The organism is Opitutaceae bacterium (assembly GCA_015075305.1).
Lineage (GTDB): Bacteria > Verrucomicrobiota > Verrucomicrobiia > Opitutales > Opitutaceae > UBA6669.
This window is the reverse complement of sequence record JABTUS010000010.1, coordinates 159,325-180,956: the sequence shown is the minus strand read 5'-3', so window position 1 is coordinate 180,956 and position 21,632 is coordinate 159,325. Positions and strand designations below refer to the sequence as shown.

At 61.8% G+C, this 21,632-nt stretch carries 17 protein-coding genes and 1 tRNA gene; 8 read left to right on the top strand and 10 right to left on the bottom strand.

Going from position 1 to position 21,632, the window contains the following annotated elements; genetic code table 11:
* Nucleotides 1–48: 48 nt before the first annotated feature.
* Nucleotides 49–1,194 (top strand): alpha-L-fucosidase, encoded by a 1,146-nt coding sequence (locus HS122_18335; protein ID MBE7540356.1) that lies wholly within the window; start codon nucleotides 49–51, stop codon nucleotides 1,192–1,194.
* 138 nt (nucleotides 1,195–1,332) lie between these two features.
* A complete protein-coding gene (locus tag HS122_18330; protein MBE7540355.1) occupies nucleotides 1,333–2,484 on the top strand; it encodes an alpha-L-fucosidase in 1,152 nt (383 codons plus the stop codon).
* 73 nt (nucleotides 2,485–2,557) lie between these two features.
* Here the strand turns inward: HS122_18330 and HS122_18325 are convergent, their stop codons facing one another.
* The 4 genes from HS122_18325 to HS122_18310 all read right to left on the bottom strand — a co-directional run bounded on the left by HS122_18325 (nucleotide 2,558) and on the right by HS122_18310 (nucleotide 4,291).
* Nucleotides 2,558–2,932, bottom strand: coding sequence for a hypothetical protein (locus HS122_18325; protein ID MBE7540354.1), 375 nt, complete (start codon nucleotides 2,930–2,932; stop codon nucleotides 2,558–2,560).
* Entirely contained in the window at nucleotides 2,929–3,174 is a 246-nt protein-coding gene (locus HS122_18320) for a hypothetical protein (protein ID MBE7540353.1), read from the bottom strand. The genes HS122_18325 and HS122_18320 overlap by 4 nt, the downstream gene beginning before the upstream one ends.
* 228 nt (nucleotides 3,175–3,402) lie before the next feature.
* Nucleotides 3,403–3,479: transfer RNA gene (locus HS122_18315), tRNA-Val, on the bottom strand.
* A 125-nt stretch (nucleotides 3,480–3,604) separates the two neighbouring features.
* Nucleotides 3,605–4,291 carry an endonuclease III gene (locus HS122_18310; GenBank protein MBE7540352.1) on the bottom strand — a complete coding sequence of 229 codons (687 nt, stop codon included), beginning with the start codon at nucleotides 4,289–4,291 and terminating at the stop codon, nucleotides 3,605–3,607.
* Between HS122_18310 and gcvP the strand changes: the two genes are divergently transcribed.
* Together gcvP and HS122_18300 are read left to right on the top strand one after the other, a co-directional pair.
* Nucleotides 4,243–7,293: an aminomethyl-transferring glycine dehydrogenase gene (gcvP, locus tag HS122_18305; protein MBE7540351.1), complete on the top strand. Its 3,051-nt coding sequence runs from the start codon at nucleotides 4,243–4,245 to the stop codon at nucleotides 7,291–7,293. The two genes, HS122_18310 and gcvP, sit on opposite strands and share 49 nt — an antisense overlap.
* A 220-nt stretch (nucleotides 7,294–7,513) precedes the next feature.
* Nucleotides 7,514–9,070: a sulfatase-like hydrolase/transferase gene (locus tag HS122_18300; GenBank protein MBE7540350.1), complete on the top strand. Its 1,557-nt coding sequence runs from the start codon at nucleotides 7,514–7,516 to the stop codon at nucleotides 9,068–9,070.
* 75 nt (nucleotides 9,071–9,145) lie between these two features.
* On the opposite strand, the gene HS122_18295 is transcribed toward HS122_18300, so the two are convergent.
* Nucleotides 9,146–10,741, bottom strand: a complete 1,596-nt coding sequence (locus tag HS122_18295) for a hypothetical protein (protein ID MBE7540349.1) — start codon at nucleotides 10,739–10,741, stop codon at nucleotides 9,146–9,148.
* Nucleotides 10,742–10,925: 184 nt separating this feature from the next.
* Between HS122_18295 and HS122_18290 the strand changes: the two genes are divergently transcribed.
* Nucleotides 10,926–11,741 (top strand): DUF1961 family protein, encoded by an 816-nt coding sequence (locus HS122_18290; protein MBE7540348.1) that lies wholly within the window; start codon nucleotides 10,926–10,928, stop codon nucleotides 11,739–11,741.
* An 11-nt stretch (nucleotides 11,742–11,752) separates the two neighbouring features.
* Here the strand turns inward: HS122_18290 and HS122_18285 are convergent, their stop codons facing one another.
* Together HS122_18285 and HS122_18280 are read right to left on the bottom strand one after the other, a co-directional pair.
* Nucleotides 11,753–13,246, bottom strand: a complete 1,494-nt coding sequence (locus tag HS122_18285; GenBank protein ID MBE7540347.1) for a sulfatase — start codon at nucleotides 13,244–13,246, stop codon at nucleotides 11,753–11,755.
* A gap of 68 nt (nucleotides 13,247–13,314) precedes the next feature.
* Complete coding sequence (locus HS122_18280) at nucleotides 13,315–16,413, bottom strand: TonB-dependent receptor (GenBank protein MBE7540346.1); 3,099 nt, start codon at nucleotides 16,411–16,413, stop codon at nucleotides 13,315–13,317.
* A gap of 69 nt (nucleotides 16,414–16,482) precedes the next feature.
* Here HS122_18280 and HS122_18275 point away from each other — a divergent pair, with 69 nt between their 5' ends.
* Nucleotides 16,483–16,932: a hypothetical protein gene (locus HS122_18275; GenBank protein ID MBE7540345.1), complete on the top strand. Its 450-nt coding sequence runs from the start codon at nucleotides 16,483–16,485 to the stop codon at nucleotides 16,930–16,932.
* On the opposite strand, the gene HS122_18270 is transcribed toward HS122_18275, so the two are convergent.
* Together HS122_18270 and HS122_18265 are read right to left on the bottom strand one after the other, a co-directional pair.
* Complete coding sequence (locus tag HS122_18270; GenBank protein MBE7540344.1) at nucleotides 16,861–17,904, bottom strand: FecR domain-containing protein; 1,044 nt, start codon at nucleotides 17,902–17,904, stop codon at nucleotides 16,861–16,863. The two genes, HS122_18275 and HS122_18270, sit on opposite strands and share 72 nt — an antisense overlap.
* Nucleotides 17,901–18,665, bottom strand: a complete 765-nt coding sequence (locus tag HS122_18265) for a sigma-70 family RNA polymerase sigma factor (GenBank protein MBE7540343.1) — start codon at nucleotides 18,663–18,665, stop codon at nucleotides 17,901–17,903. The genes HS122_18270 and HS122_18265 overlap by 4 nt, the downstream gene beginning before the upstream one ends.
* Before the next feature lie 219 nt (nucleotides 18,666–18,884).
* Here HS122_18265 and HS122_18260 point away from each other — a divergent pair, with 219 nt between their 5' ends.
* Together HS122_18260 and HS122_18255 are read left to right on the top strand one after the other, a co-directional pair.
* On the top strand, nucleotides 18,885–20,051 hold the full coding sequence (locus tag HS122_18260; protein ID MBE7540342.1) for an XdhC family protein: 1,167 nt from the start codon (nucleotides 18,885–18,887) through the stop codon (nucleotides 20,049–20,051).
* Nucleotides 20,048–20,683 (top strand): nucleotidyltransferase family protein, encoded by a 636-nt coding sequence (locus HS122_18255; GenBank protein MBE7540341.1) that lies wholly within the window; start codon nucleotides 20,048–20,050, stop codon nucleotides 20,681–20,683. The genes HS122_18260 and HS122_18255 overlap by 4 nt, the downstream gene beginning before the upstream one ends.
* Nucleotides 20,684–20,697: 14 nt before the next feature.
* On the opposite strand, the gene HS122_18250 is transcribed toward HS122_18255, so the two are convergent.
* Entirely contained in the window at nucleotides 20,698–21,579 is an 882-nt protein-coding gene (locus HS122_18250; protein MBE7540340.1) for a LysM peptidoglycan-binding domain-containing protein, read from the bottom strand.
* Nucleotides 21,580–21,632 lie beyond the last annotated feature (53 nt).

Sequence of the window (21,632 nt, the reverse complement as noted above, 5' to 3'; positions counted from 1 at the left end):
ACGCCCTGCACTATCCGGCCCGACATTTCTTTCTTTTCCACGATGAAAATGTCACCCACCTCACGCCGCGATTTTCTGCGGTCCTCCGCTGTCGTCGGCAGCGCACTCTTGGCAGCCCGTCTCCCTGCGCAGCCTCCATCCGCTCCGCCGATTCCCCCGATGGGACAGCCCGGCACGCTTCGCCGTCCAGTGAACGAGGCCGAATTGCTGCCCGGAGCGCAGCGGCTTTCCGTGGAAAAGCTCCGCCAGTGGGAGGCCATGAAATTCGGCATGTTCATCCACTTTGGCATGAGCACCTTCGTCAACGCGGAGCTGCCGAGCGGCTCGGACCCTTCGACCACCTATGCGCCCGACCGGCTCGACGTGGACCAGTGGATAAGCATCGCCCGTGACGCAGGCATGAAGTACGCCGTGCTGACCACGAAGCACGTCGCGGGCCACTGCCTCTGGCCCACGCGGCTCAACAACTACCATGTCGGCACCTCGGGCAACAAGACCGACGTTGTTGAGGCCTTCCTCAAGGCCTGCGAGCGCCGCGGAGTGAAGCCAGGCTTCTACTACTGCGCCTGGGACAATCACAATCGTTTCGGCTCACTGTCCCCCAACTTCGCGATGCTGCCGCTCATCCGGCCGCTGCCCAACACCAATCGCAGCTCCTCCTTCGTCACGGAGCGCTATCTGGAGTTTCAATGGGCGCAGATCACCGAACTCATGGACACCTACGGCCCTGTTGCCGAGTGGTGGCTGGACATCCCCCACCTGCTGCCGCGCGACTACCGGCAGCGCCTCTACAATCATATCGCCGGACGCCAGCCGGACACCCTGATTGTCTACAATCATGGCACGGAAAATGGCGCGGACCTCAAGGTTGACCGCGTGTGGCCGACGGACGTGATCACGATCGAACGCTACCTGCCAAGCTCCGCCAATGCCTATGTCAAGTGGCGCAATATTGATGGAAAAAATCACTACATGCCCGGCGAGGTCTGTGACCCCATCGGGAACGACTGGTTCTATGCCGACGAGGACCAGCCGCGCCCGGATGCCGAGCTGCTGGGGATGTATCTGACGGCGATCTCGCGCGGTGCGAACCTGCTCCTCGATGTCGGCCCGGATCGGCACGGCCTGATCGCCGACCGATTCCGCCTCGCGCTCCAGCGTCTCAGAAAAAACCTGGACGGCCTGCGCGTCTAGGCGTCCGGCGAACCGACTGGCTGCCTGTTCACGCACCCATTCTTCCGCGTTTCTGAAAGTGCATGTGAAACAGGGAAACAGCTTTACCGGCCCCATCGCGCTACTATCGCTTCGTCCCATATCCTCCCCCATCCATCAATGAATCCACTCCCCACTTCGCGACGCGAATTCCTGCGCGCATCCGCCCTGGCAGGCGGAGCGCTGCTCGGTGCCCGGCTCTCCGCACAGAATGCATCGGCCCCTCCGATCCCTTCGCTGGCCGCCGGTGTGCCCCTGCGCTCGTCGGCTTCCGATGATGAGAAGCTGCCCGGGGCGCAGCGGCTTTCCGTGGAGAAACTGAAAAGGTGGGAGGCCATGAAGTATGGCATTTTCCTCCATTTCGGCATGAGCACCTTCGTCGAGGCGGAGCTGCCGAGCGGATCGGATCCCTCGACCGCCTATGCGCCCGACCGACTCGACGTCGACCAGTGGATCAGCGTCGCGCGCGACGCCGGCATGAAGTACGCCGTGCTGACCACAAAGCATGTCGCCGGACACTGCCTCTGGCCCACGCGGCTGAACGACTACCATGTCGGAACCTCAGGCAACAAGACCGATGTCGTTGAGGCGTTCCTCAAGGCCTGCGAGCGACGCGGCGTGAAGCCGGGCTTCTACTACTGCTCCTGGGACAACCACAATCGTTTCGGCTCACTCTCGCCCAACGTCGCCCCGCTTCCCATCGGGCGCGCCCCCATGCCCGTCAATCGCAGCTCGGCGTTTGTCACCGAGCGCTATCTGGAGTTTCAATGGGCGCAGATCACCGAGCTGATGGACAACTACGGTCCGATCGCCGAGTGGTGGATCGACATTCCCCACCTGCTGCCACGTTACTACCGTCAGCGCCTCTACGACCATATCACAGCGCGGCAGCCGGACACCCTGATTCTCTACAATCACGGCATCGGGGATGGCACGGAAATCGTGATGGATCGCGTGTGGCCGACCGACCTGATGACGATCGAGCGATTCCTTCCCAGCGCCGCAACCGCCTATGTGAAGTGGCGGAACCTGGATGGCCGCAACTACTACATTCCCGGCGAAGTGTGCGAGCCGATCGGCAATGACTGGTTCTACACCGAGAAGGATCAGCCGCGCTCCGATGCGGAGTTGCTCGGCATGTACCTCACCTCAATTTCGCGGGGAGCAAATCTGCTGCTCGACGTCGGCCCCGACCGTCACGGCCTGATCCCCGACCGCTTCCGCCTCGCGCTGGAGCGCCTGCGAAAGAACCTCGACCTGCTCGGCATGTAGACTGCATCTTACCAGGCCAAGTTTCATGCTGGCGAGAGATTTGACTGAACTATTGTCTGATTTGGGACAATCTTCAGCGAATCAGCGCCGCACCTGGAATGTCCGTATCAAACGTCGCGAGAGTGAGCCCGACCGACGCGGCCACCTGGGCGAGGTAGGCGTCGGACGTTCGGTTGGGCCTGGCGCTCCATGCCGGAAGTTTCGGCGAAGGGGCGGCGGAAACGAATCCACCGGCCTGACGCTTTATATCGGCGAGCGCAGCCTGGGCGTCCGCGAGCGAGAGCTGAAACACCTGCATGGATACTCGAATGAAGCCGAGTTCCGCGTGCGCGCACGTGCCGAACGTCTTGAACCCTTCCGCTTTCGCCCAGGCATGAAACGCGGCGTGGCCGTGCGCGTTCGCGTGTCGCCACGCGATCAGGGCGTTCACGTCGAGAAGGTATTTCACGGAAAATCGACGAGCGCGGCCTTGATCTGTTCGTGCGTCACGATCGGGCCGCCCTCATCCGTGGCGTCGAAAAGCAGACCGGAAACCGGATGCCGCTTGATCACGCGGCGGCGTGCCTTCGCCGGCCCGGCATCGAGCACCCGCGAGCGAAGGAAGGCGGACACCGTGGACTTCTCCGCCCGTGCCTTGGCACGGATCACGCGCGCATCTTCCGGCGAGACTTTGAACGTGAGAGTCGGCATGCGTAATACCGTATGACGCAGGGATGGACGGTCAAGGGCGGAGAGCGGACCGGCTCGCTCCCGTCGTGCCAATGACCCAAAACGGCGAGCCAATCGCAACCGCCGAAGGTCACCGCACTATCAGCCTGGACATGCCAGGCCATGGCGTGCGACTCATCCGGCTCGCGCCACGGTGAAACCCGATTGCTCGTCCGCAAATCACGAGTCGCCATGAACGGATCCCCACAATGGTGGACGCTACTGGACTCGAACCAGTGACCCCGTGCGTGTGAAGCACGTGCTCTAACCAACTGAGCTAAGCGTCCGGACTGGAGGCAGGAACGTGGGGAACGGGTTCGGCCGAGGCAATCCCGGAATTCCACCCGCGCAGAAGCCCCTGGCTTGCGCTGGTTTCCTGCCTTCCGCCGATGGCGACATCGCAAGCGGGCGACTACTTTCGCGTGACCACGGGGCGTTTTCGCTCGGGAAACAGCGTCCGGCAGATTTCACAGACGGTCCCGTCGCAGCCGTGCGCCGTGCAATGCTCGCGACCATAGTAGATGATGCGCAGATGCAGCGGATTCCAATGCGCCTCCGGAAACAGCTTCTTCAGATCCCGCTCGGTCTGCTCGACGCTGCGCCCTGAGGTCAGCTTCCAGCGCTGCGCCAGGCGATGGATGTGCGTGTCGACTGGAAACGCGGCGAATCCAAACGCCTGCGACATCACAACCGACGCCGTCTTGTGGCCAACGCCAGGCAGCGCTTCCAAAGCCTCAAACGTCGAGGGAACCCGTCCACCATGGAGATCGAGAAGCATCTGGGAGAGTCCTCGAATGGCCTGTGCCTTGCGCGGCGAAAGGCCGCAGGCACGCACGATGGCATCGATCTCCGCCACGCTCAATTTTACCATGTCCGCCGGTGTTCGCGCCCTTGCGAAGAGTGCGGGTGTCGTGAGATTCACCCGTTTGTCGGTGCATTGCGCCGACAAGAGCACCGCTATGAGCAACGTGTAGGAATCGCCGTGATCCAGCGGTATTTTCGGCCGCGGATAAAGTTCCGCCAGCTTCCGATCAATGTAGGCGGCACGGGATGCCTTTGTCGGAAACGGGAAGGACGGCTGGACGCTGGTTTGCTTCACAAGTCTCAACAAAGTGGCGCGATGGAACCAAATTCAACCGCTTAAAAGTCTCCCGCCCCAGCCAGAACCCTGTTGCCCCGGCATCCGCCCTCCCTACGTTGGGCCTGCTCACGTCTCACATGCCTTCCACCGCCTCCGTTCCCGCAAATCAACGCGATCTCCTGGCTCCCCTGGACACCTTCGCCCGCCGCCATCACGGCGACAACGCCGCCGATCTCGCGGGCATGCTTGACCTGTTGGATTATCCATCGCTCGACGCGCTTGTGGACGCCGCGGTGCCCGCGCACATCCGTCTTCCTGCACCGCTGTCACTGCCCGCCGCCATCGGTGAAAGCGCCGCACTGTCCGAACTGCGCTCCATGGCCGGGCTCAACCAGGTTTTTCGCAGCTACATCGGACAGGGCTACCACGACACACACACGCCGGGCGTCATCCAGCGCAACATCCTGGAAAACCCAAGCTGGTACACCGCCTACACGCCGTACCAGGCGGAAATTTCCCAGGGACGGATGGAGGCGCTGCTCAATTTTCAGACCGTGGTCGCTGAACTGACAGGCATGGAGATTGCCAACGCCTCCATGCTCGACGAGGCCACCGCCGCGGCCGAGGCGATGACCCTGGCGCTGCGCAGCGCGAGCAATGCGGCGAAGACCCGTTTCTTTGTCTCGGAAAACTGCCATCCTCAAACCCGCGAGGTCGTCATCACCCGCGCCCAGCCGCTCGGCATCGAGGTCGTCATCGGGGATCATCGCTCGATGCCCATCGACGCCACCTATTTCGGCGCGCTTGTGCAGTATCCCGACACCTTTGGGATGATCCATCCCTACGATGATTTCGCGAGCCGCGTGCACGAGGCCGGCGCCCTGCTGATCGTGGCGACCGACCTGCTGGCATTGACGCTCCTGCGCGCTCCCGGGGAGTTCGGCGCCGATGTCGCCGTCGGTTCGTCGCAGCGCTTTGGCGTGCCGATGGGATTCGGCGGTCCGCACGCCGGCTTTCTCGCGACCAAGGACGCCTACAAGCGCCAGATGCCCGGCCGCCTGATCGGCGTCTCACGCGACGCCCAGGGCAATCCCGCGATGCGCATGGCCCTCGGCACGCGCGAGCAGCACATTCGCCGCGACAAGGCCACCTCCAACATCTGCACCGCCCAGGTGCTGCTCGCCGTCATGGCGTCGATGTACGCCGTCTATCACGGACCCGAGGGACTGACCCGAATCGCGCGCCGCGTAAAGCAACTGACCGAGCTGCTCGCCAAGGCGCTCCGGGGAGCCGGCGCCCGGGTTCTTGAGGGCATCGTGTTCGACACGCTGGTGGTGACCCAGGTTTCCGCAGCCCGGGTGCACGCCGCCGCCCATGCGAAGAAAGTCAACCTGCGGCACATTGACGACACCACGGTCGCACTCTCGCTCGACGAAACCACAACCGTGGACGACATCGCCGTACTCGCGGGACTTTTCCGCGAGTCCGCCACACTGCCCGCAAATGACAGTGTCTCCGTCGAGTTTCCCCTGCCCCATCGCCGCAGCAGCACCTTCCTCACCCACGCCACGTTCAACCGCCACCACACCGAGCACGAGATGCTGCGCTACATCAAGCGGCTGGAGGCGAAGGATCTTTCGCTGAGCCACTCGATGATCTCCCTCGGCTCCTGCACGATGAAGCTCAACGCAACGAGCGAAATGGTGCCTGTGACTTGGCCGGAGTTTGGCAGAATGCATCCGTTCGCTCCCGCCGAGCAGTGGCGCGGATACGCTCAGCTCTTCAGGGACCTCAAGACCTGGCTCGCCGAGATCACGGGCTTCGCGGAAATTTCCCTCCAGCCCAACGCAGGATCGCAGGGCGAGTACGCGGGACTCCTTGCCATTCGCGGCTACCACCGCTCGCGCGGCGAGGGGCATCGCTCGGTGTGTCTGATTCCAACGAGTGCGCACGGCACCAACCCGGCCAGCGCGGTCATGTGCGGCATGACGGTGGTCCCGGTGGCCTGCGACGCCAACGGCAACATCGACCTCAACGACCTCAAGGCCAGGGCGGACCAGCATGCCGGCAATCTGGCAGCGCTGATGGTGACGTATCCATCGACGCATGGTGTATTCGAATCCTCGATACGCGACATCTGCGCACTGATTCACGAGCGCGGCGGGCAGGTCTACATGGACGGCGCCAACATGAACGCGCAGGTCGGGCTGACATCGCCCGGACACATCGGCGCCGACGTCTGCCACCTCAACCTGCACAAGACCTTCGCGATTCCCCATGGTGGCGGCGGACCAGGCGTGGGACCGATCGGCGTGGCTCCGCACCTGATTCCGTTTCTGCCTGGTGATCCCGCACACACCTCGTCCGAACCCGTGGGTGCGGTGTCCGCGGCCAGATACGGATCAGCCTCGGTGCTGGTCATTTCATGGATGTACATCCGCATGATGGGAGGCGCCGGGCTCACCGAGGCCACAAAGCGCGCGATACTTCACGCCAACTACGTGGCGCGGCAGCTCGAGCCTCATTTTCCCGTGCTCTACAAGGGCAACGAAGGCCTTGTCGCGCACGAATGCATCATCGATCTGCGCGCATGGAAGAAGGAGGGCATCGAGGTGGAGGATGTGGCGAAGCGGCTGATGGACTACGGCTACCATTCGCCCACCATGAGCTGGCCCGTGGCGGGAACGCTCATGATCGAGCCGACGGAAAGCGAGGCGAAGGTCGAACTCGACCGTTTCTGCGACGCCCTCATTGCGATTCACGATGAAATGCGGCGCGTGGCGGGAGGTGAGTTCCACAAGACCAACAACGTGCTCAAGCAGGCGCCCCACACAGCCGCCGTGGTGGCGGCGGACAAGTGGGATCGCCCCTATTCGCGGGAGCTCGCCGCCTTTCCAACGCCCTTCGTCCGCGCGCACAAATTCTGGCCCGCGGTCGGCCGCGTCGACAACGTCTACGGCGACCGCAATCTGGTCTGCTCCTGCGTCGGCATGGAAGCCTACGTGGACGGCAAGAGCTGACAGGTTGCCTCCCAGGCGTTTCCGCCGATGGCGTTCATGTCCCGCAGCATGGATGACAGCCAACACGGCCACGGTTTCATGCACCAGCGATGAAAGCGGAGTAGAACGTCTGTTGGAACTTCGCTGAATCATGGCTGGACATACTTGCACTGTCCCTCGGCCATGTATGGGCTGGAAGCCCTCTCGATGGAACACGAGGGAGTTGTCCGCCCTATTTTTTATGCCAGCCTTTTTCAACCTCCACCTGCGGCATGTGTTTGCAGGCTGTCTGATGCTGGTCGCCATGCATCTCGGCGCCTCCGAAACGCGACCCAACATCCTCTTCATCTACGCGGATGACCAGTCCTACAAGACCGTGAGCTGCTATGATGGTGCGCCATCATGGGTGCGCACGCCGAACATTGACTCACTGGCGTCGCGCGGTGTCCGTTTCGAACGCAGTTATCTGGGCGCCTGGTGCATGTCCTCCCGCGCCTCGATCCTCACGGGACGACTGCAACACGGCATCATGAGCATGACTATGGCCGGCATGTATCCGGGAAGCACATACGACCCGGCCCAATGTCCCTTCGTGCCGGCCGAGTTTCGCCGACAGGGCTATCACACCGCCCATATCGGCAAGTGGCACACTGGGACCGACGCTGGCTTCGGCCGGGACTGGGATCACCAGATCGTGTGGAACCGCCCGGCGCATCCGGAAAATGCCGGCAATTATTACACCAACCAACTGCTCACGTTCGATGGCCATGACCGGATGACGGCAGGGTATTCGACGGACAACTACACCAATTGGGCAGTCGACTATATCAAGGGCCGGGACCGCACGCCCGGAAAGCCATGGTATTTGTGGTTGTGTTATGGTGCGGTGCACGGGCCGACTACGCCCGCCGAGCGACATCGGAACAAATTTGCCGGCCAAAGCACACCGATGCCCGAGGACATCATCGGACCCTGGCCGGACAAGCCTGCATATCTCAAAAAGACCAGGTCATGGGCACGCAACGCCAACGGCCAGGTCGTCATGACCAAAAAGGGCCGGGGAGACGACGAGGACGCCGGCGAAGGCCGCAAGACCTACGATGCCTGGATCCAGCAGGTGAATGAATGCATGTCGGCGGTCGACGAGGGTGTGGGGCGGGTGCTCGCGGCTCTGCGGGAATCGGGACAGCTCGAGAACACGCTCGTCGTCTATACCGCCGATCAAGGTTTCGGCCTGGGCGAACATGGTTTCAACCAGAAGGTGGCACCGTACGATGCCACAGTTGCCTCCCCGTTGATCGTGGCCTGGCCAGGCCACGTGCCGGAGGGCAGGGTTTGCCGGCAGGCGGTCAATGCGCCGGACCTGATCGAACTGTTCTGCCGGGTCGCCGATGTGCGGTTGCCATGGAAAACCCACGGCCGCGACATGCGGCCACTGCTCGAGAATCCGGAGACGGCGCCATGGGGGCCGACACTCATGACCAATACCGCGCGCAGTTATGGCAGCGAGACGGACGTCATTCCGACGGACAAAAGACTCACCGCAGCGAGCAATGTGCCTTGGTACGCGCTTTTGCGCGACGGTCAGTTCAAGTATGTGCGCACCTTTGTGGCCGGAGAGACGGAGGAGCTCTATGACCTGGAGGCAGATCCTGAAGAGCACACAAACCTCGCAGCTCGCCCAGAGCAATCCGTCCGATTGCGGGCGCTGCGTGCCAAGACTCTCGCCGAGTTGCGCCGTACCGACGCGAAGTTCGTGGACAATCTGCCGCCGACCCGCGCGGAAAGCATCCCCTGATGAATCATGGATGCGGCTTCGCCGAGACCGAGCAGGGGTGATCCGGCGGGGCGTTGGCCTCGGCGAATTGCTTGATCAACGTTCACACCAGATCAGCCTGACTTTCGATTCGAGATGATTCTGAGCCGCCCACAGGTTCAGGAGCTGCGCCATCAAGTAGTCGCCACGGCTGAGAGCCTCGTAGTAGTCCGCACGTGAACTGACCCGGGGCAACGGCGAGTCGTCCGGGAGGAAGATCCGCACGGCCATGCGAGCATAGTGATTGGCGCGGGCGAGATACTTCTGATCGCCGGTCAAGCGATGGCCAGCCAGCTCGACGGCGATGACATCCCCCATTGCGCCGGGATAGAGCGTCGGGCGAGTCTCGTGGCTGCTCTCATCCATGGAGTCCCCCAAGTCAGGCTCGCCTTGGAGATACAAATCAGCAGCGGCGATAACCAGCTTCCTATAGCCATCGATCCTGGTCTGGTTGTAACGGATTTCGCAAGCGAGGGCGAAATTCGCGGTCGTATGCACGCCGTAGCCGGTCGCCCAGACCTCGGTATAATTCTTCCGCCTCAGACCCACGGCGCCGAAGACCGGGGCTGCCCGCTCGTCCCCGGGCTCCAGCGTCGCTGGCACGGCTGTCTTGATGAACCCCTTGCCACCCGGTCCGGGCTCATGCTTCATCTTGAGGAAAATCTCGTCGATCTGCGCCGCGGCTGCGAGCATCTCCCCGGCCAGGTCGGGAGTGACCTTCGGCGCGGCATCGCACAAGTCGATGGCCAGCGACAGATTGCTTTCAGGCCACAAGAGACTGAGGTTCTTATCGCGGCTTCCTGAGGGAATGGCGCCGCTTTGCGGGTTGCGCCGCGCCAGAAAGCCGTCGAGCACCACTTTGACCGCCTTTAGCATTTGGGGATCTTTCGTCCGGAAATAGGCTTCGGCCCAGGTGGCGATATAGAAACCGCCATGCCGCGGGAATTCAGCGCCTGCATGGCTGCTCTTGATCTTGAGATCGGTCTCCCAAATGGGCATGGCATGTCGTGAATAGAGACCCTTTTCATGGTCGGCGATCTGATGCTCCCACAACCCCGTGGCAAATCTCCGGCAGGCCTCGGGGGCAAGCTGGTAACTGCGGCCCCACAGCACCCAGGGACGAAAGAATTCGTGGGGACCCTTTGGGGCCGTGGAGGACTCTGTGTAGAAATTCCAACCCTGGTGCTCACCCCACGCCATGAGGCCGCGCGAGCTCTGACAATGCTCGAAGAACCATTTAAGCGCCTCGTCGGCGGCTTGGGCGTACCTGGGCTGGCCGGTCAACCCGGTCAGAGTGTAAAGAATCTGATAGAGATTCTGATCGTGCATCGGGTTGGCGCCGCTGAAAGTGCGGTCGCCATCGCGCATTTCCGCCAGCACGCCAGGAGATTTCTCGAAGGGTTTGAAGGTCTTGCGGTCCATCGCCGACGCAAACAGCGGGGAATGCTGCGTGCCATACGTGTCACGTCCGTGCGCGATCATGGCATCGGCGTAGGTCTGGACAAGTTTCATGTAGTCCGCGTCGCCGGCGGCGGCAGGCGACGCAGGTTCATTTGCAGCGCGGCACGTCACGCCAACGACCGCTACCAACAGCCCGAGGAAGAGCAACGGGGAGACACGGCGCGCAACGCCTGTGACAAGTGAGGGACTCATGGAGTCACTACGGTTGGGCAAAAACTGGTGGCGAGCGCAGCGAATGGCTTCTTTCGGCATGGGAGTGGATACAACGGTTGGAGTGAGGTTGAAGGGAAGTCCACGCGATGGACAAACGCGTCCGGCAGTCACGGCTCAGTTAAGTCTTGTCGCGCTTTCGCACAGCCGGAAGCTGGAGCCTGGCATGTCATCACGGAAGACGCAATCGAGCATGGTCACGAGTCGTTGGTTTACAGCCTTGGTGCTGGGTATGCTGGCGTCGATCGCAGGAGCGGCAAAGCCACCGGAGCCGCCCTTTCATCCTTCCGTCGGGCAGCGCTTTGTTCCGAGCGATGTCGATTGGATGCATCCTGCATACCGGACGTCGTTCGATGATGACTCGGCCTTGAAAGAGTGGAGGCTCGAAGGCGGCAGGCGGATGAGTGTCGTATCCGGGAAGCTCGTGCTGGAGAGTGAGCCGGGGCAGAAGGACAACCATCTGGTCTGCTGGCTCGACCGGGAAATGCCCGCGGACTTCCTCCTTGAGCTTGCTTTGCGACCGAGAGATCGGAAGGAAGGACTCACCATCGTCTTTTTCAACACCCGTGGCCGCAGGGGCGAAGGCATATTTGATCCCGCACTCAAGCCACGCACGGGCGTGTTCGAACAATATCACAGCAGTGATCTCAACGGTTATCACATTTCATATTGGGCGGGTGCGCGAGGGACTGCCAATCTGCGTAAAAATGCCGGGTTCAACCTGGTCGCAACCGGACCTGACTATGTCACGAAAGGCCCGGCGGACGCATTTCAGACCGTGCGGATCTACAAGCGTGGCGGCATGATTCGGCTGATGGTGGACGACGTCATTTCCGTGGCATTCGACGATGACGGCAAGACTCACGGCCCCGTATGGAATCACCGGGGATGGATTGGACTCCGACAAATGGGCCGTACCGTGCGATGCGAATATGATTCATTTGCCGTGTATCCGTTGAAGGAAGCGGTGGAGGCGCGGTGAATGGCAGGTCGCTACTTGACCGGCAACCCCGGCTGTTTTGCGAGCCAGGTCTCATAACCTTTTGTCCGCGGTCCCACGTAGCGATACGTATCGAAAACATCCCCGTGTCCCAACGCCCGGGGATCCTCTTCGTCGCGCAGCATTTTCATCATACGGGTCCGGAGTTCTTCCATCACCGGCACAAAAGCCAGGTCATGCGCGAGATTTCGGACGTTTTCGGGGTCGTCGCTCAAACGGTATAGCTCGTCGGGGGCGCGTTTGCCAAAGGAAAGCTCATAGTAGTAGCCCCCGAGCTGCTTGATCAGCTCCTTTGTCGGACCGGGATCGACGTTGCCGAAATCAGCCTCGGGGGTGCCCGCCGGCCACCTGTCGGGGAAGAAATTATGCACGTAGAGGTAGTCCTTGGTGCGCAATGCCCGCACAGGATACCCCAAGTCGCGCGGCAAACCGAGGCTGTGCCGCTCCATGCCCACAAGCATCGTGTTGCGGTCTTCGATCCAGCCCGATTTTGGCGATCGCAGGATTCTGACGAGACTGCGACCCGTCATCTGGGGATGGGGAGGCAGGCCTGCCAGCTCCAGGTAGGTCGGTGCAAGATCGCGCACATTGACAAAGTCCTCGACGACTCGGCCATGCGCGATTGTCGCACCCCACCGAATGGCCAAAGGGATGTGAAAGGCGTCCTCATGAATCTGTCCCTTCACAAAGGGAAAGGGCATGCCATGATCCGAGGTAACCACAACCACGGTGTTTTCCAGTTCGCCGGCAGCTTCGAGCAGCGCCAAAGCTCGACCCAGCTGGGCATCGCCCGATTCAACCTCGATCGCGTAGTCCAACAAGTCAGAGCGGACTGTCTCGGTGTCCGGCAGATACGCGGGAACGACGACGTCCGAGAGCTTCTTGCCCAAGCGAAGTCCGGAGCCGCGCTCATACGAACGGTGCGGTTCGGTGAAACCCATCCAAAAGCAGAAGGGTTTTCCGGGGGCCCGCTGGCGGAGGAAATCCTCAAAGTTGGCGCTGTAGTCGTTCTTGTTGATGCCCTTGGTCTCCGGATTTCGTTTCCGATCGGCAAACTCCGGTCCCGCAGGATTGCGTGTCCATCCGGTGAGACTCTTGAAATCGCCAGGCCCCCAACCCTTGCCCGTCAGGCCAATCGAATACCCCGCATTTTCCAGAAGATCCGGATAGACCGCAAAGCCCGCCGGAAACATTCCATTGTGGGAAACAGCCTCCTTCAACTGCCACGTATTCCGCCCCGTTAGAATCGTTGCACGGCTGGGACTGCATTTCGGATTCGATGTGAAGGCATTCTTGAAGAGAATGCCTTCATGGGCCACCCGATCGAAATGGGGAGTCTTGATCCGTGCATTTCCCGCCGCCCCAGTGTGGGTGCTGCCACCCCAATCGTCAAAAATAACGAAGAGGATGTTCGGCGGTTTCCCGTCCGTCGCAGCGGCTGCGGTTGTGCCGGGACACAAAGCCAGAGAAGCGCCGCACCCAGTCAGAGCCAGCGCATGATGAAGAGAACGAACGAGAGAGCCGATATGGCGACCAATGCGCACGATTACCCCTGTCAGAGATTCACACTGAAGCTGAGTACAATGACACGGGGCTCGACTGTGGCAACTTTCGCGATTTCGCCCGTGGTGAGCGCCTGGACTGGGATGACGTCGTCTTCGTTGAGCAGATTGCGGACGTTGAGCTGCAGCTTGTAGTTGAAGCCACCGAAGGCCTTGAGTTTGCCGCGATAGCCCATCACGGCGTCAAAGTATAGTTCGGACTTGCCGCGATACGGCCGGCCGATGTCGAGCAGCACGGCGCCATCGGCGGCGGTGGTAATGCCGTAGCCGATGGTCGGTTCGGCACGCCAGCGTGCGGCACCACCGACGTTGAAGCCGCGGAGAAAATTCCCGGTGAAACTGTAGTTGGTGATCAGGTTGGCGCGACTTGCGCGAGCGCTGTCCGTGGCGCGACCATCGGCGGCGGCCATGAACGCAAGCGCCCGGCCCACGACCTGCGACTGGTAATACTGGGCCAGTGTCTGGCCCGTGGGATTCGAAGCACTGTAGGGTGCGGTCTGCCAGGTTGCCGGTCGGCCCTGCGCATCTACCTCGCCATTCTTGGCTACGACGGATTCCCAGACGGGACGTCGCTGAGCCTCCCATTCGAACCAAGGTTGCCCGATGTCGGACTCCACGGCTTCGCCGCGGGCGCCGTTGAGCCGGATGTTCCAGTTGCGCACTGGGTTGAAGTTGATCTCGAGTTCGTAGCCTTTCGACGCGGCGTCCGACATGATGTAATAATTCGGCCGGCCGGCCACGCGATAGCCGCGCATGTTGCCATCAACGACGTTGATGGTCTCGATCTGCGGGTCGAGCTGAAGTACACGCTGCTCGACGTTGTAGAACTGGTCGCGCAGACCGTTTATCTGACTGGAGGCACGCTGAGGGCCAATCGTGTTCTCGTAACGGTTGAGCCGGATTGTAAGACGTTCATCCCACAGGTCAAAGCGGATGCCGTAGTCCTTGCCTTCGCCGCTGGCACCGGGGATGTCGTTGCCGAAGGGATCGTAGCGTCCGATGTTCAGATCGAAGGTCGCGGACTGGTTGTAGAACACCGAAAACCAGCGCAGGGGACTGGCGACCACGCCGTAGTTGCGGTTGATGCCCGACTGCGACTGACTATAGTCGGCGAAGTTGGCGTCCCACAAGACAGGATACAAGCCCGAGAAGTCCTGGAGCTGGGAGGCGTTGTCGAGGGTGGCGGCATCCGCGGAGTCCTTGCGATAGCCGTAAGTCAGGATGAGCCGGTTGCGTTTCTCACGATCCGGAAGGAAATAGCCCTGCCAGGCGAAAATCATGGCGCTGGTCTTGTTCAGCGATCCCTGCGCCACGCTCGCGGCAGCCAGCCGCTTTCCGTCAGCTGCCAGCAACCCGGTTTCGTACAGGGGCAGGTTGAAGATGCGGCCATTGGTGTCGGTGAGCGTCCAGTCTCCTGTCATTGAGCCGAAGGCCGGCGTCGGATCGTATGGATCATTGTAATAGTGCCGGTAAACAGGCACGCGGGTCGAGTGCGTCGCCCAGTTCCGTTGGGTCTTCGGGCGAAGGGTGAGTCCGGAGATCACAGGGTCGTCGAGGATCTTCCGCTCGAAGTTCTGTTGCCCCATGTACTTGGATTTTGCACCCGTGTAGAGGGCCGAGAGCCGGTGGTTGCCGAGCCACTTGCCCCAGGGAAAGCGCTCCGACAGTATCCGCGCGGCGTCGAACTCATACGAGGTGGTGATCCGCCAGTCGTCGCGTTCATAATAGTCGAGGTCATTCTTTGCGCCCCCCTGAAAGTAGTACTTGCCGAAATTTGGGTTCGGGGTGGTCGTGCCGGGCAGGAACTGGTTGGCGTCGACTCCGAGCCCAAATTCGCTACTGCCCGCCTGGCCTCCCGCGTTGAGTCGGTGGTCGTAGGCGTCCTCGCGATTGTAGGCCAGCTCCAGAAACCAGTTCGGGGCCAGTTTCTGTTCGATGATGGCGGTCTTGGTGTAGGCGCCCATCAGTGTGGTGCGAGCTTCACCGACGACGTTCACGTCGAAGGGAAAGATGCTGGCATCCATGATGGAGTGGCTGACACCGGCGTCGAACGTTGGATCAACTCCCGGCAGCGTGCTCGGACTCCGGACTACGACCGAATTGCGCCAGCCCATCAGCGGAACGGGCGTTCCGCCGTTGATCACCACGGCCGTGTCGCCAGCTTGGTTAAAAACGCGGTTGTTTCCGATCCCAGTGAAGCTGCGGTTGTCGTAAACCGGTTTGGCCGTCGTATAGCCGCTTCCGGCAATCTGGTTCGCGTACAGCCATGGGGTGATGTTCTCGCTTGGCGCAATGCGGCCCGCGCGGTTCCAGTTTCGATGGTCGCGCTCGCCCTGGAGGATGATCGTGGTGTTCTTGAACGGCTTGTATGTAATTGCAGCATAGAGCCGCTCGTCGCGATCGAGATTGGGCAGCTTGTAGGTGTACTCGCGCTTCGACGTGCCCATCAACCGAATGGCAAGCTTGTCGCGCAGCACAACGACGTTGGCGTCGACGGTGCCGCGCCGGGAGTTCTCCGAGTCGTATTGGAGCGAAAAGCCGTACTTGCTGGTCCGCGTCTGCGCCCGTGCCGGCGTGACATCGAGGATGCCGGCCGGACTGCCGAGACCGAAGAGAATGGCGTTGGGTCCGCTCGCAACGGTTGCGCGCTCGAGGTTGAAGTTGTCGGTCGGGTTGTGTACTTGAAAAAAGTTTCGCGAAAGCGTGCCGGCACCGATGCCGCGAATGCGACCGCCGGTGCCTGGGCTCGCGACGGCTTGGCCGGGCGTGGCCGACATGAAGTCATTGGCGTTTTCGGTATTGGCGGTGTAGATCAGCGCCTGATCGATCGACGTCACGCCCATATCCTGCATGAAGTCCATCGTGAGTGTCTCGATCTGGTTCGGCAGATCCTTCAAGTTCGTACGGAGCCGGCTGCCGGCAAGACTCTCGGTCGCGACCCAACCGACATCCGTATCGGTCAGCACGACAAAGGGGGAAAGTTCGACGATCTCGTCTCCTCCTTGGGGGCTGGACGTCTGGGAATGGGCCATAGTTGAGGCGAGCGCGGCGAAAGCCGCGGCCACCCGCCGAGCGAGCGATGGAGTCTTCATTTTTGAAGGGGCGTCAGGGTGTTGCGGTGATAGTGGATCGCTGCCTTCCGGTCGGGCGCTTTCGCCAGGATGAACAAGTACGATTCCCCCCGGCATCGGTTCGATTTCGACGCCTGTTCCAGCCAGCATTCTCCGGAGCGCGTGGAGGGCCGGGTAACGGCCCCGCACTGCTTTGGTTTTGCGGCCTGCGAGGTCGTCGGGAGAAAACATCAATTCCATGCCCGACTCGGTCGAGAAGCGGACGAGCATGGTTACGGCGTCCCCAGCAGGCAGGGAATATTCACGATGAGCCTCGAGCTCCGCCGCGCCGGAAACATCCAAAACGGCGAGCCAAAGGACAAATGCGACGGCAATTGGACGAAAGAACGCGCGCATCCGGAAGGTTGCGACACTCCTGAAACGTCAGCAACGCCGATATCGTTTATCACCCAACTGATTTTTTCGCATTTATCGCGCGAGGCGCAAGGTCGCGCCCCCTCCAGGATCCCGTTCAATCACAATATCGTTCTGTTTGGATAGAAGTTGCAGCAGCGGTTCCAGCTTCAACGTATCGAACGTGCCACCAATGCGCCGGGTCGCCAGTTCTGAATCGAGAATCGTGATCGTCGGTCCCCCCTTCTTGGCCATCCGGTCGACCGCCTCCGCCAGGGTAAACTCCACCAAACGCCTGCGCATTGCCTTGTCGCGCATCGCTGCCTTGTCTATGATTTCCAGAGGTGCCTGCCAGACAGCCTCCCCCTTTCCGACGTTCAGCGCCTGTCCCGCCTCAAGGGGGCGCTCGTCCGACGGGAGGCCGGCGGCAGACTCCGGCCCAGAGACAGCAACCTTTCCTTCGGTCACGACGATCCTGACGCTGCCATCCCCCTTCGCCACCGAGAATGCCGTTCCCACCGCCCGCACACGCACATTCTCGATCTCGACGACAAATGGCCGGTCGGGATTGTGCGCCACCTCGAAGTGAGCCTCGCCCCGAACCAACGCAAGACGCCGCTCCTTGTCCTCGAAATGAACGCTGACCTCGGAGGCGGCATTGAGGTGGACGATCGATCCGTCGCGCAGGTCTACCGTGCGATTTGTCCCATCGGAAACAAGCGAGGTTCGTCCGGAGTCCGGAGGCCCGACGCCAAACTTCAACCCACCGGCCACGATGATGACCACACCCGCCGCGAGGGCGGCGAATCCGGCGGTTTTCCAGAAAGAAAAAGCATGTCTGGCCGGGGACGACACGGAGAGGAGAGCCGCAGCATTCGTCCGCGCAGGGGGAACCAGATGCGCAAGCCTGGACCGGGCCTCGGGCAGCCGGGCGAGCACCGAGAACTTCACCTCCATTTCATGCACAGCCTGCACATGCCGTGGGTGCTCGTTCTTCCAAGCCTCGAACTCGCGCGCCCGGCCGTCGGCGAAACCTTCGTCTCGCTCGATCAGCCAGAGTAACGCCCGGTCAGCGACCGCCTCTTGAAAGTCCCCCTCGAATTGCGTCGGTTCGTTCATGGCGATTCGCAGGCGACACCCCGGTGTTCGAGGAAACCCCTGCGACCCAGGTTGGCCGTGCAGGTGCGGATGCCTTTGAACAATTGCACCCGCACCGTCTCAGTCGAAATTTCCAGCCTTTCGGCAATTTCACATGTCTTGAAGCCTTCCAGAAAACGGAGGACCATGACATCCCGGCAGCGGCCGGGCAACGCCATGACGGCTTCCACCACCGCTTCAAACTCCTGCCTGCGCTCCAACTCGTCGCGAACGCCCGGTTTCTCATCGAGAACATGCATGTCATCCGAGAGCCCCGTCAGGTCGCGGGTTTCACGTCGGTGGCGTCGCAGCCAATCGATTGCCGCATTGCGCACCGTTGCGAACAAATACGCCTTGATATGATCGAGTCGCCCCCGCTCCCGGACGCGCAATGTGCGCACAAACGTGTCCTGGATAAGATCGTCATGGTCGCGAACAGTCGGAAACCGCCTGGACAGATAGGCCCGGAGAGAAGGTTCGTACGGTTGAATCTCTTCCGCGAACCACCGGCTGTGATTGGAATCCGCCATGGGTAAAAAAGGGGTGCCTTTCCATGCCCTCCAGGTCTCAAGGTGTCGAGGATATCCCTGTAAAAATTCCAGAGTTTTGTCTATTTTAGCGTAAACGAAAACGGCCGAGCGAACGTTGTAATTTAAATAGATCGATCTCGCGGTGGCCTCGAGCTTGCGGACGATCAATTGCGGCATGGTTGCATGCCTGCTATCATTGATAACGTCGGTCAAGAGGATGGCTACGGCAATGCGGATTGCCTCTCAGCTTCCCAGACGTTCCCGCCAATTGCGATCATGTCTCGCCGTATGGATGATGGCAAACACGACCACGATTCATCCTGTACGATGAAAAAGACCCGATAGGGAAGGCGCCGGGCCAGTTACAGGCGGATTTCCTGCCGCTCCGCGGGAGTCAGCTTGGGAAGTTCGGCCAGAATCTCGGACTTGCTCATGCCTGCATCCTGCCTCAACGCCACCTCCCCGCAAGCCTTGTTCGCCCTCGGGAAATACAAACGACATGACCTGACCCTATCCCGGCTCCTGTGGCCCTCCCACGGGGTTCAATCAGAGGGACATGAACCTGCGCTCGACGCGGGGCGTCATCTCGAAAAACATCCTGGCGTGACGGAGATCTCCGAAATCGTCCATTGCCTCAGCCAGCCGGACGTCTATCCGGCGGCGCTGGCGACCTTGGTCACGGTCAGGGGTTCATCCTACCGGCGGCCGGGCGCCCGGCTGCTGCTGACGGCGCAGGGTGCCCGCACGGGGTCGATCAGCGGAGGCTGCCTGGAGGAGGATGTGCTGCAACATGCCCGCACGGTCCTGGCCACCGGCAAACCGGTGGTGGTCACCTACGACACCACCGAAGAGAACGATCTGCTCTGGGGCGTGGGGCTGGGGTGCCACGGGGTCGTCGAGATTTTCATCGAACGCCTGTCTCACCCGCCGGTCTGGGTCGGCGTCCTGCGCGAAAACCAGGCAAGGCGGCAAACCACCCGCCTGTGGGTGCGGTTCCGCGGCGGCGCGCTGTCCGAACAAGGAACGCATCTGGCCGGGGACGGCCGCGACGCCCCGCTGGCCGATGTATTCGATCAGTCGATACGGTCACCGGTTGCGCTGCATGTGCTCGGCGCGGGCGACGATGCCCGGCCGCTGGTGCAGTTTGCCAGCCAGCTCGGCTGGCGGGTCACCGTGGCGGATCCGCGCTCGGCCTTCGCCACCGCGGCCCGCTTCCCGCTCGCGCACCGGGTGGCGGTCATGCCGGCGGCCGTCGCGAGCGAGACGCTCGCGCCCGACAGCGATTCAGCGGCGGTGATCATGACGCACCACTACGTCCATGACCTGCCGCTGCTGGGAGCCGTGCTGCCACTGCCCTACTTCTACGTCGGTCTGCTCGGACCGCGCAAACGCGCGGAACGCCTGCTGGGCGATCTTGCCAGCAAGGGCTGCCCGATTACTTCGGCACAACGCGCCCGGCTGCACGGCCCCGTCGGACTGGACCTCGGCAGCGACGCCCCGGAGGCGGTCGCTGTCGCGATCATCGCTGAAATCCTCGCGATCCGGAATGCACGCGACGCCCGTCCGCTGCGCGACCGCGCCCTTCCGATCCACCAATGAGCACTGGTGAAACTCCCCCGCGCCGGAGAGAGCCAAGACAGATGGGTGCCATCATACTTGCGGCCGGGGCATCGACCCGACTGGGCACGCCCAAGCAACTGCTTCGCGTCGACGGCGTGGCGATGATCGTCCGCGTGGTCACAGCAGCCATGGATTCACCGCTCTGGCCCATCGTTGTCGTTGTGGGCTCCTCCGCAGCGGAGGTCAGGGCCGAGCTCGCACGCCTTCCCGTGTTGATCGCGGAAAATTCCGCATGGATCGAGGGCATGGCCTCCTCTCTGCGCGCTGGCATCGCGACATTGCAGTCGTTTTCACGCAGCCTCGACGGCGCGGTGGTCGCCCTGTGTGACCAGCCGGCCTTCACACGCTCAACTGTTGCCCAGTTGCTGGAGAAGGCGCCGTCTCCCCTGGAGGGTCGCATTGTTGCGGCGCAGTACCAGGGCCGCCTGGGTTCACCGGCGCTTTTCAGCCGCACATATTTCGAGGCGCTCTCCAGTCTCAGCGGCGATGCCGGTGCCCGTCATGTCATCTCGACCGCGCAAACGGCCGGACACGTTATTCCCGTGAATCTGCCTGAACTGGCATTCGACCTCGACACGCCGGCGGATTTTGACCGGCTCAACCAACGCTGAGCGGGCCACCGGCCTCAGGGAATCGTCACTTCCATGCCGACGCGAAGATCGTTTTCACTTCGCATGATCTGCCGGTTCGCGGCGTAAATCTCACGCCACTTCGAGCGATCGCCATAGTAGCGCTGTGCCAGATTGAAGAGCGTGTCGCCCTTGACCACCACGTGCCTGCGCCCTCGACTCACCGCGGAAGTTTCAGACGGACGCGTCGGCACCGAGGGTGAAGGTGAAGCCTGCGAACTGGAGGCAACTCGGGAACCCTGCTGTGTGCCTGACTCAGAGGCCCCAGCCGCCGACCCAAGGACAACAGTCGCCGCGGGGGTGGCAGCCGCTGGCGTGACGGGCGACACGGGCGAATCCAAAGCCTGATCCCGGGTCAACGGCGGCAGCGCCGGGCGGTTCATCAGCTGACCCCGCAACGTGGCGACTTCCGCTTTCAAAGCCTCATTTTCGCGCTGATACCGCTCAATCTGGTCCAACCCCTGATACCGCGGGATTACGGCATTGTTCAGCGGATCTCCCGGGAGCGTACTCGCAAACTCGCGCGTTGCACTCTCGATGCGCTGGCGTACGAGATCCGCCTGCGGCGAGTTCGGCTTGAGCTCGCGGTATTTCCTGTAGTGGTAGATCGCCGAGATGGGATCCTTGATGTGAAACTGATAGAGCAATCCCGCCTCAAGGTGGGATTCCGGGCCGTCGTCCCCGCGCTTTTCGATCACCTTGAGAAAGGCCGCAAGCGCCTCCTGGTTCCTCCCCTGACGCAGCAGTTCCTTGCCCCGCCTGTAGCCGGGATCATCCACCTCGGCTGTCGTCGCCGCTCTTTCGCCTGGATCGCATCCCGGGGTGATGAGCAAGGCGCCCAGCGCGACCAGGCCAATGAGAAGAATGCGAAGCGTCATCGAACGGGAATGAGATTGAGGGAATCGACAAGGATGCTACCTTCAGCTTTTCA

Bases quoted from the DNA above. Each gene is read 5' to 3' on its own strand.
- HS122_18300 (MBE7540350.1), top strand. From the start codon at position 7,514: ATGCCAGCCTTTTTCAACCTCCACCTGCGGCATGTGTTTGCAGGCTGT.
- HS122_18335 (MBE7540356.1), top strand. From the start codon at position 49: ATGTCACCCACCTCACGCCGCGATTTTCTGCGGTCCTCCGCTGTCGTC.
- HS122_18330 (MBE7540355.1), top strand. From the start codon at position 1,333: ATGAATCCACTCCCCACTTCGCGACGCGAATTCCTGCGCGCATCCGCC.
- HS122_18275 (MBE7540345.1), top strand. From the start codon at position 16,483: ATGAACAAGTACGATTCCCCCCGGCATCGGTTCGATTTCGACGCCTGT.
- HS122_18290 (MBE7540348.1), top strand. From the start codon at position 10,926: ATGTCATCACGGAAGACGCAATCGAGCATGGTCACGAGTCGTTGGTTT.
- HS122_18250 (MBE7540340.1), bottom strand. From the start codon at position 21,579: ATGACGCTTCGCATTCTTCTCATTGGCCTGGTCGCGCTGGGCGCCTTG.
- HS122_18270 (MBE7540344.1), bottom strand. From the start codon at position 17,904: ATGAACGAACCGACGCAATTCGAGGGGGACTTTCAAGAGGCGGTCGCT.
- HS122_18255 (MBE7540341.1), top strand. From the start codon at position 20,048: ATGAGCACTGGTGAAACTCCCCCGCGCCGGAGAGAGCCAAGACAGATG.
- HS122_18295 (MBE7540349.1), bottom strand. From the start codon at position 10,741: ATGAGTCCCTCACTTGTCACAGGCGTTGCGCGCCGTGTCTCCCCGTTG.
- gcvP (MBE7540351.1), top strand. From the start codon at position 4,243: ATGCCTTTGTCGGAAACGGGAAGGACGGCTGGACGCTGGTTTGCTTCA.
- HS122_18320 (MBE7540353.1), bottom strand. From the start codon at position 3,174: ATGCCGACTCTCACGTTCAAAGTCTCGCCGGAAGATGCGCGCGTGATC.
- HS122_18280 (MBE7540346.1), bottom strand. From the start codon at position 16,413: ATGAAGACTCCATCGCTCGCTCGGCGGGTGGCCGCGGCTTTCGCCGCG.
- HS122_18260 (MBE7540342.1), top strand. From the start codon at position 18,885: ATGCCTGCATCCTGCCTCAACGCCACCTCCCCGCAAGCCTTGTTCGCC.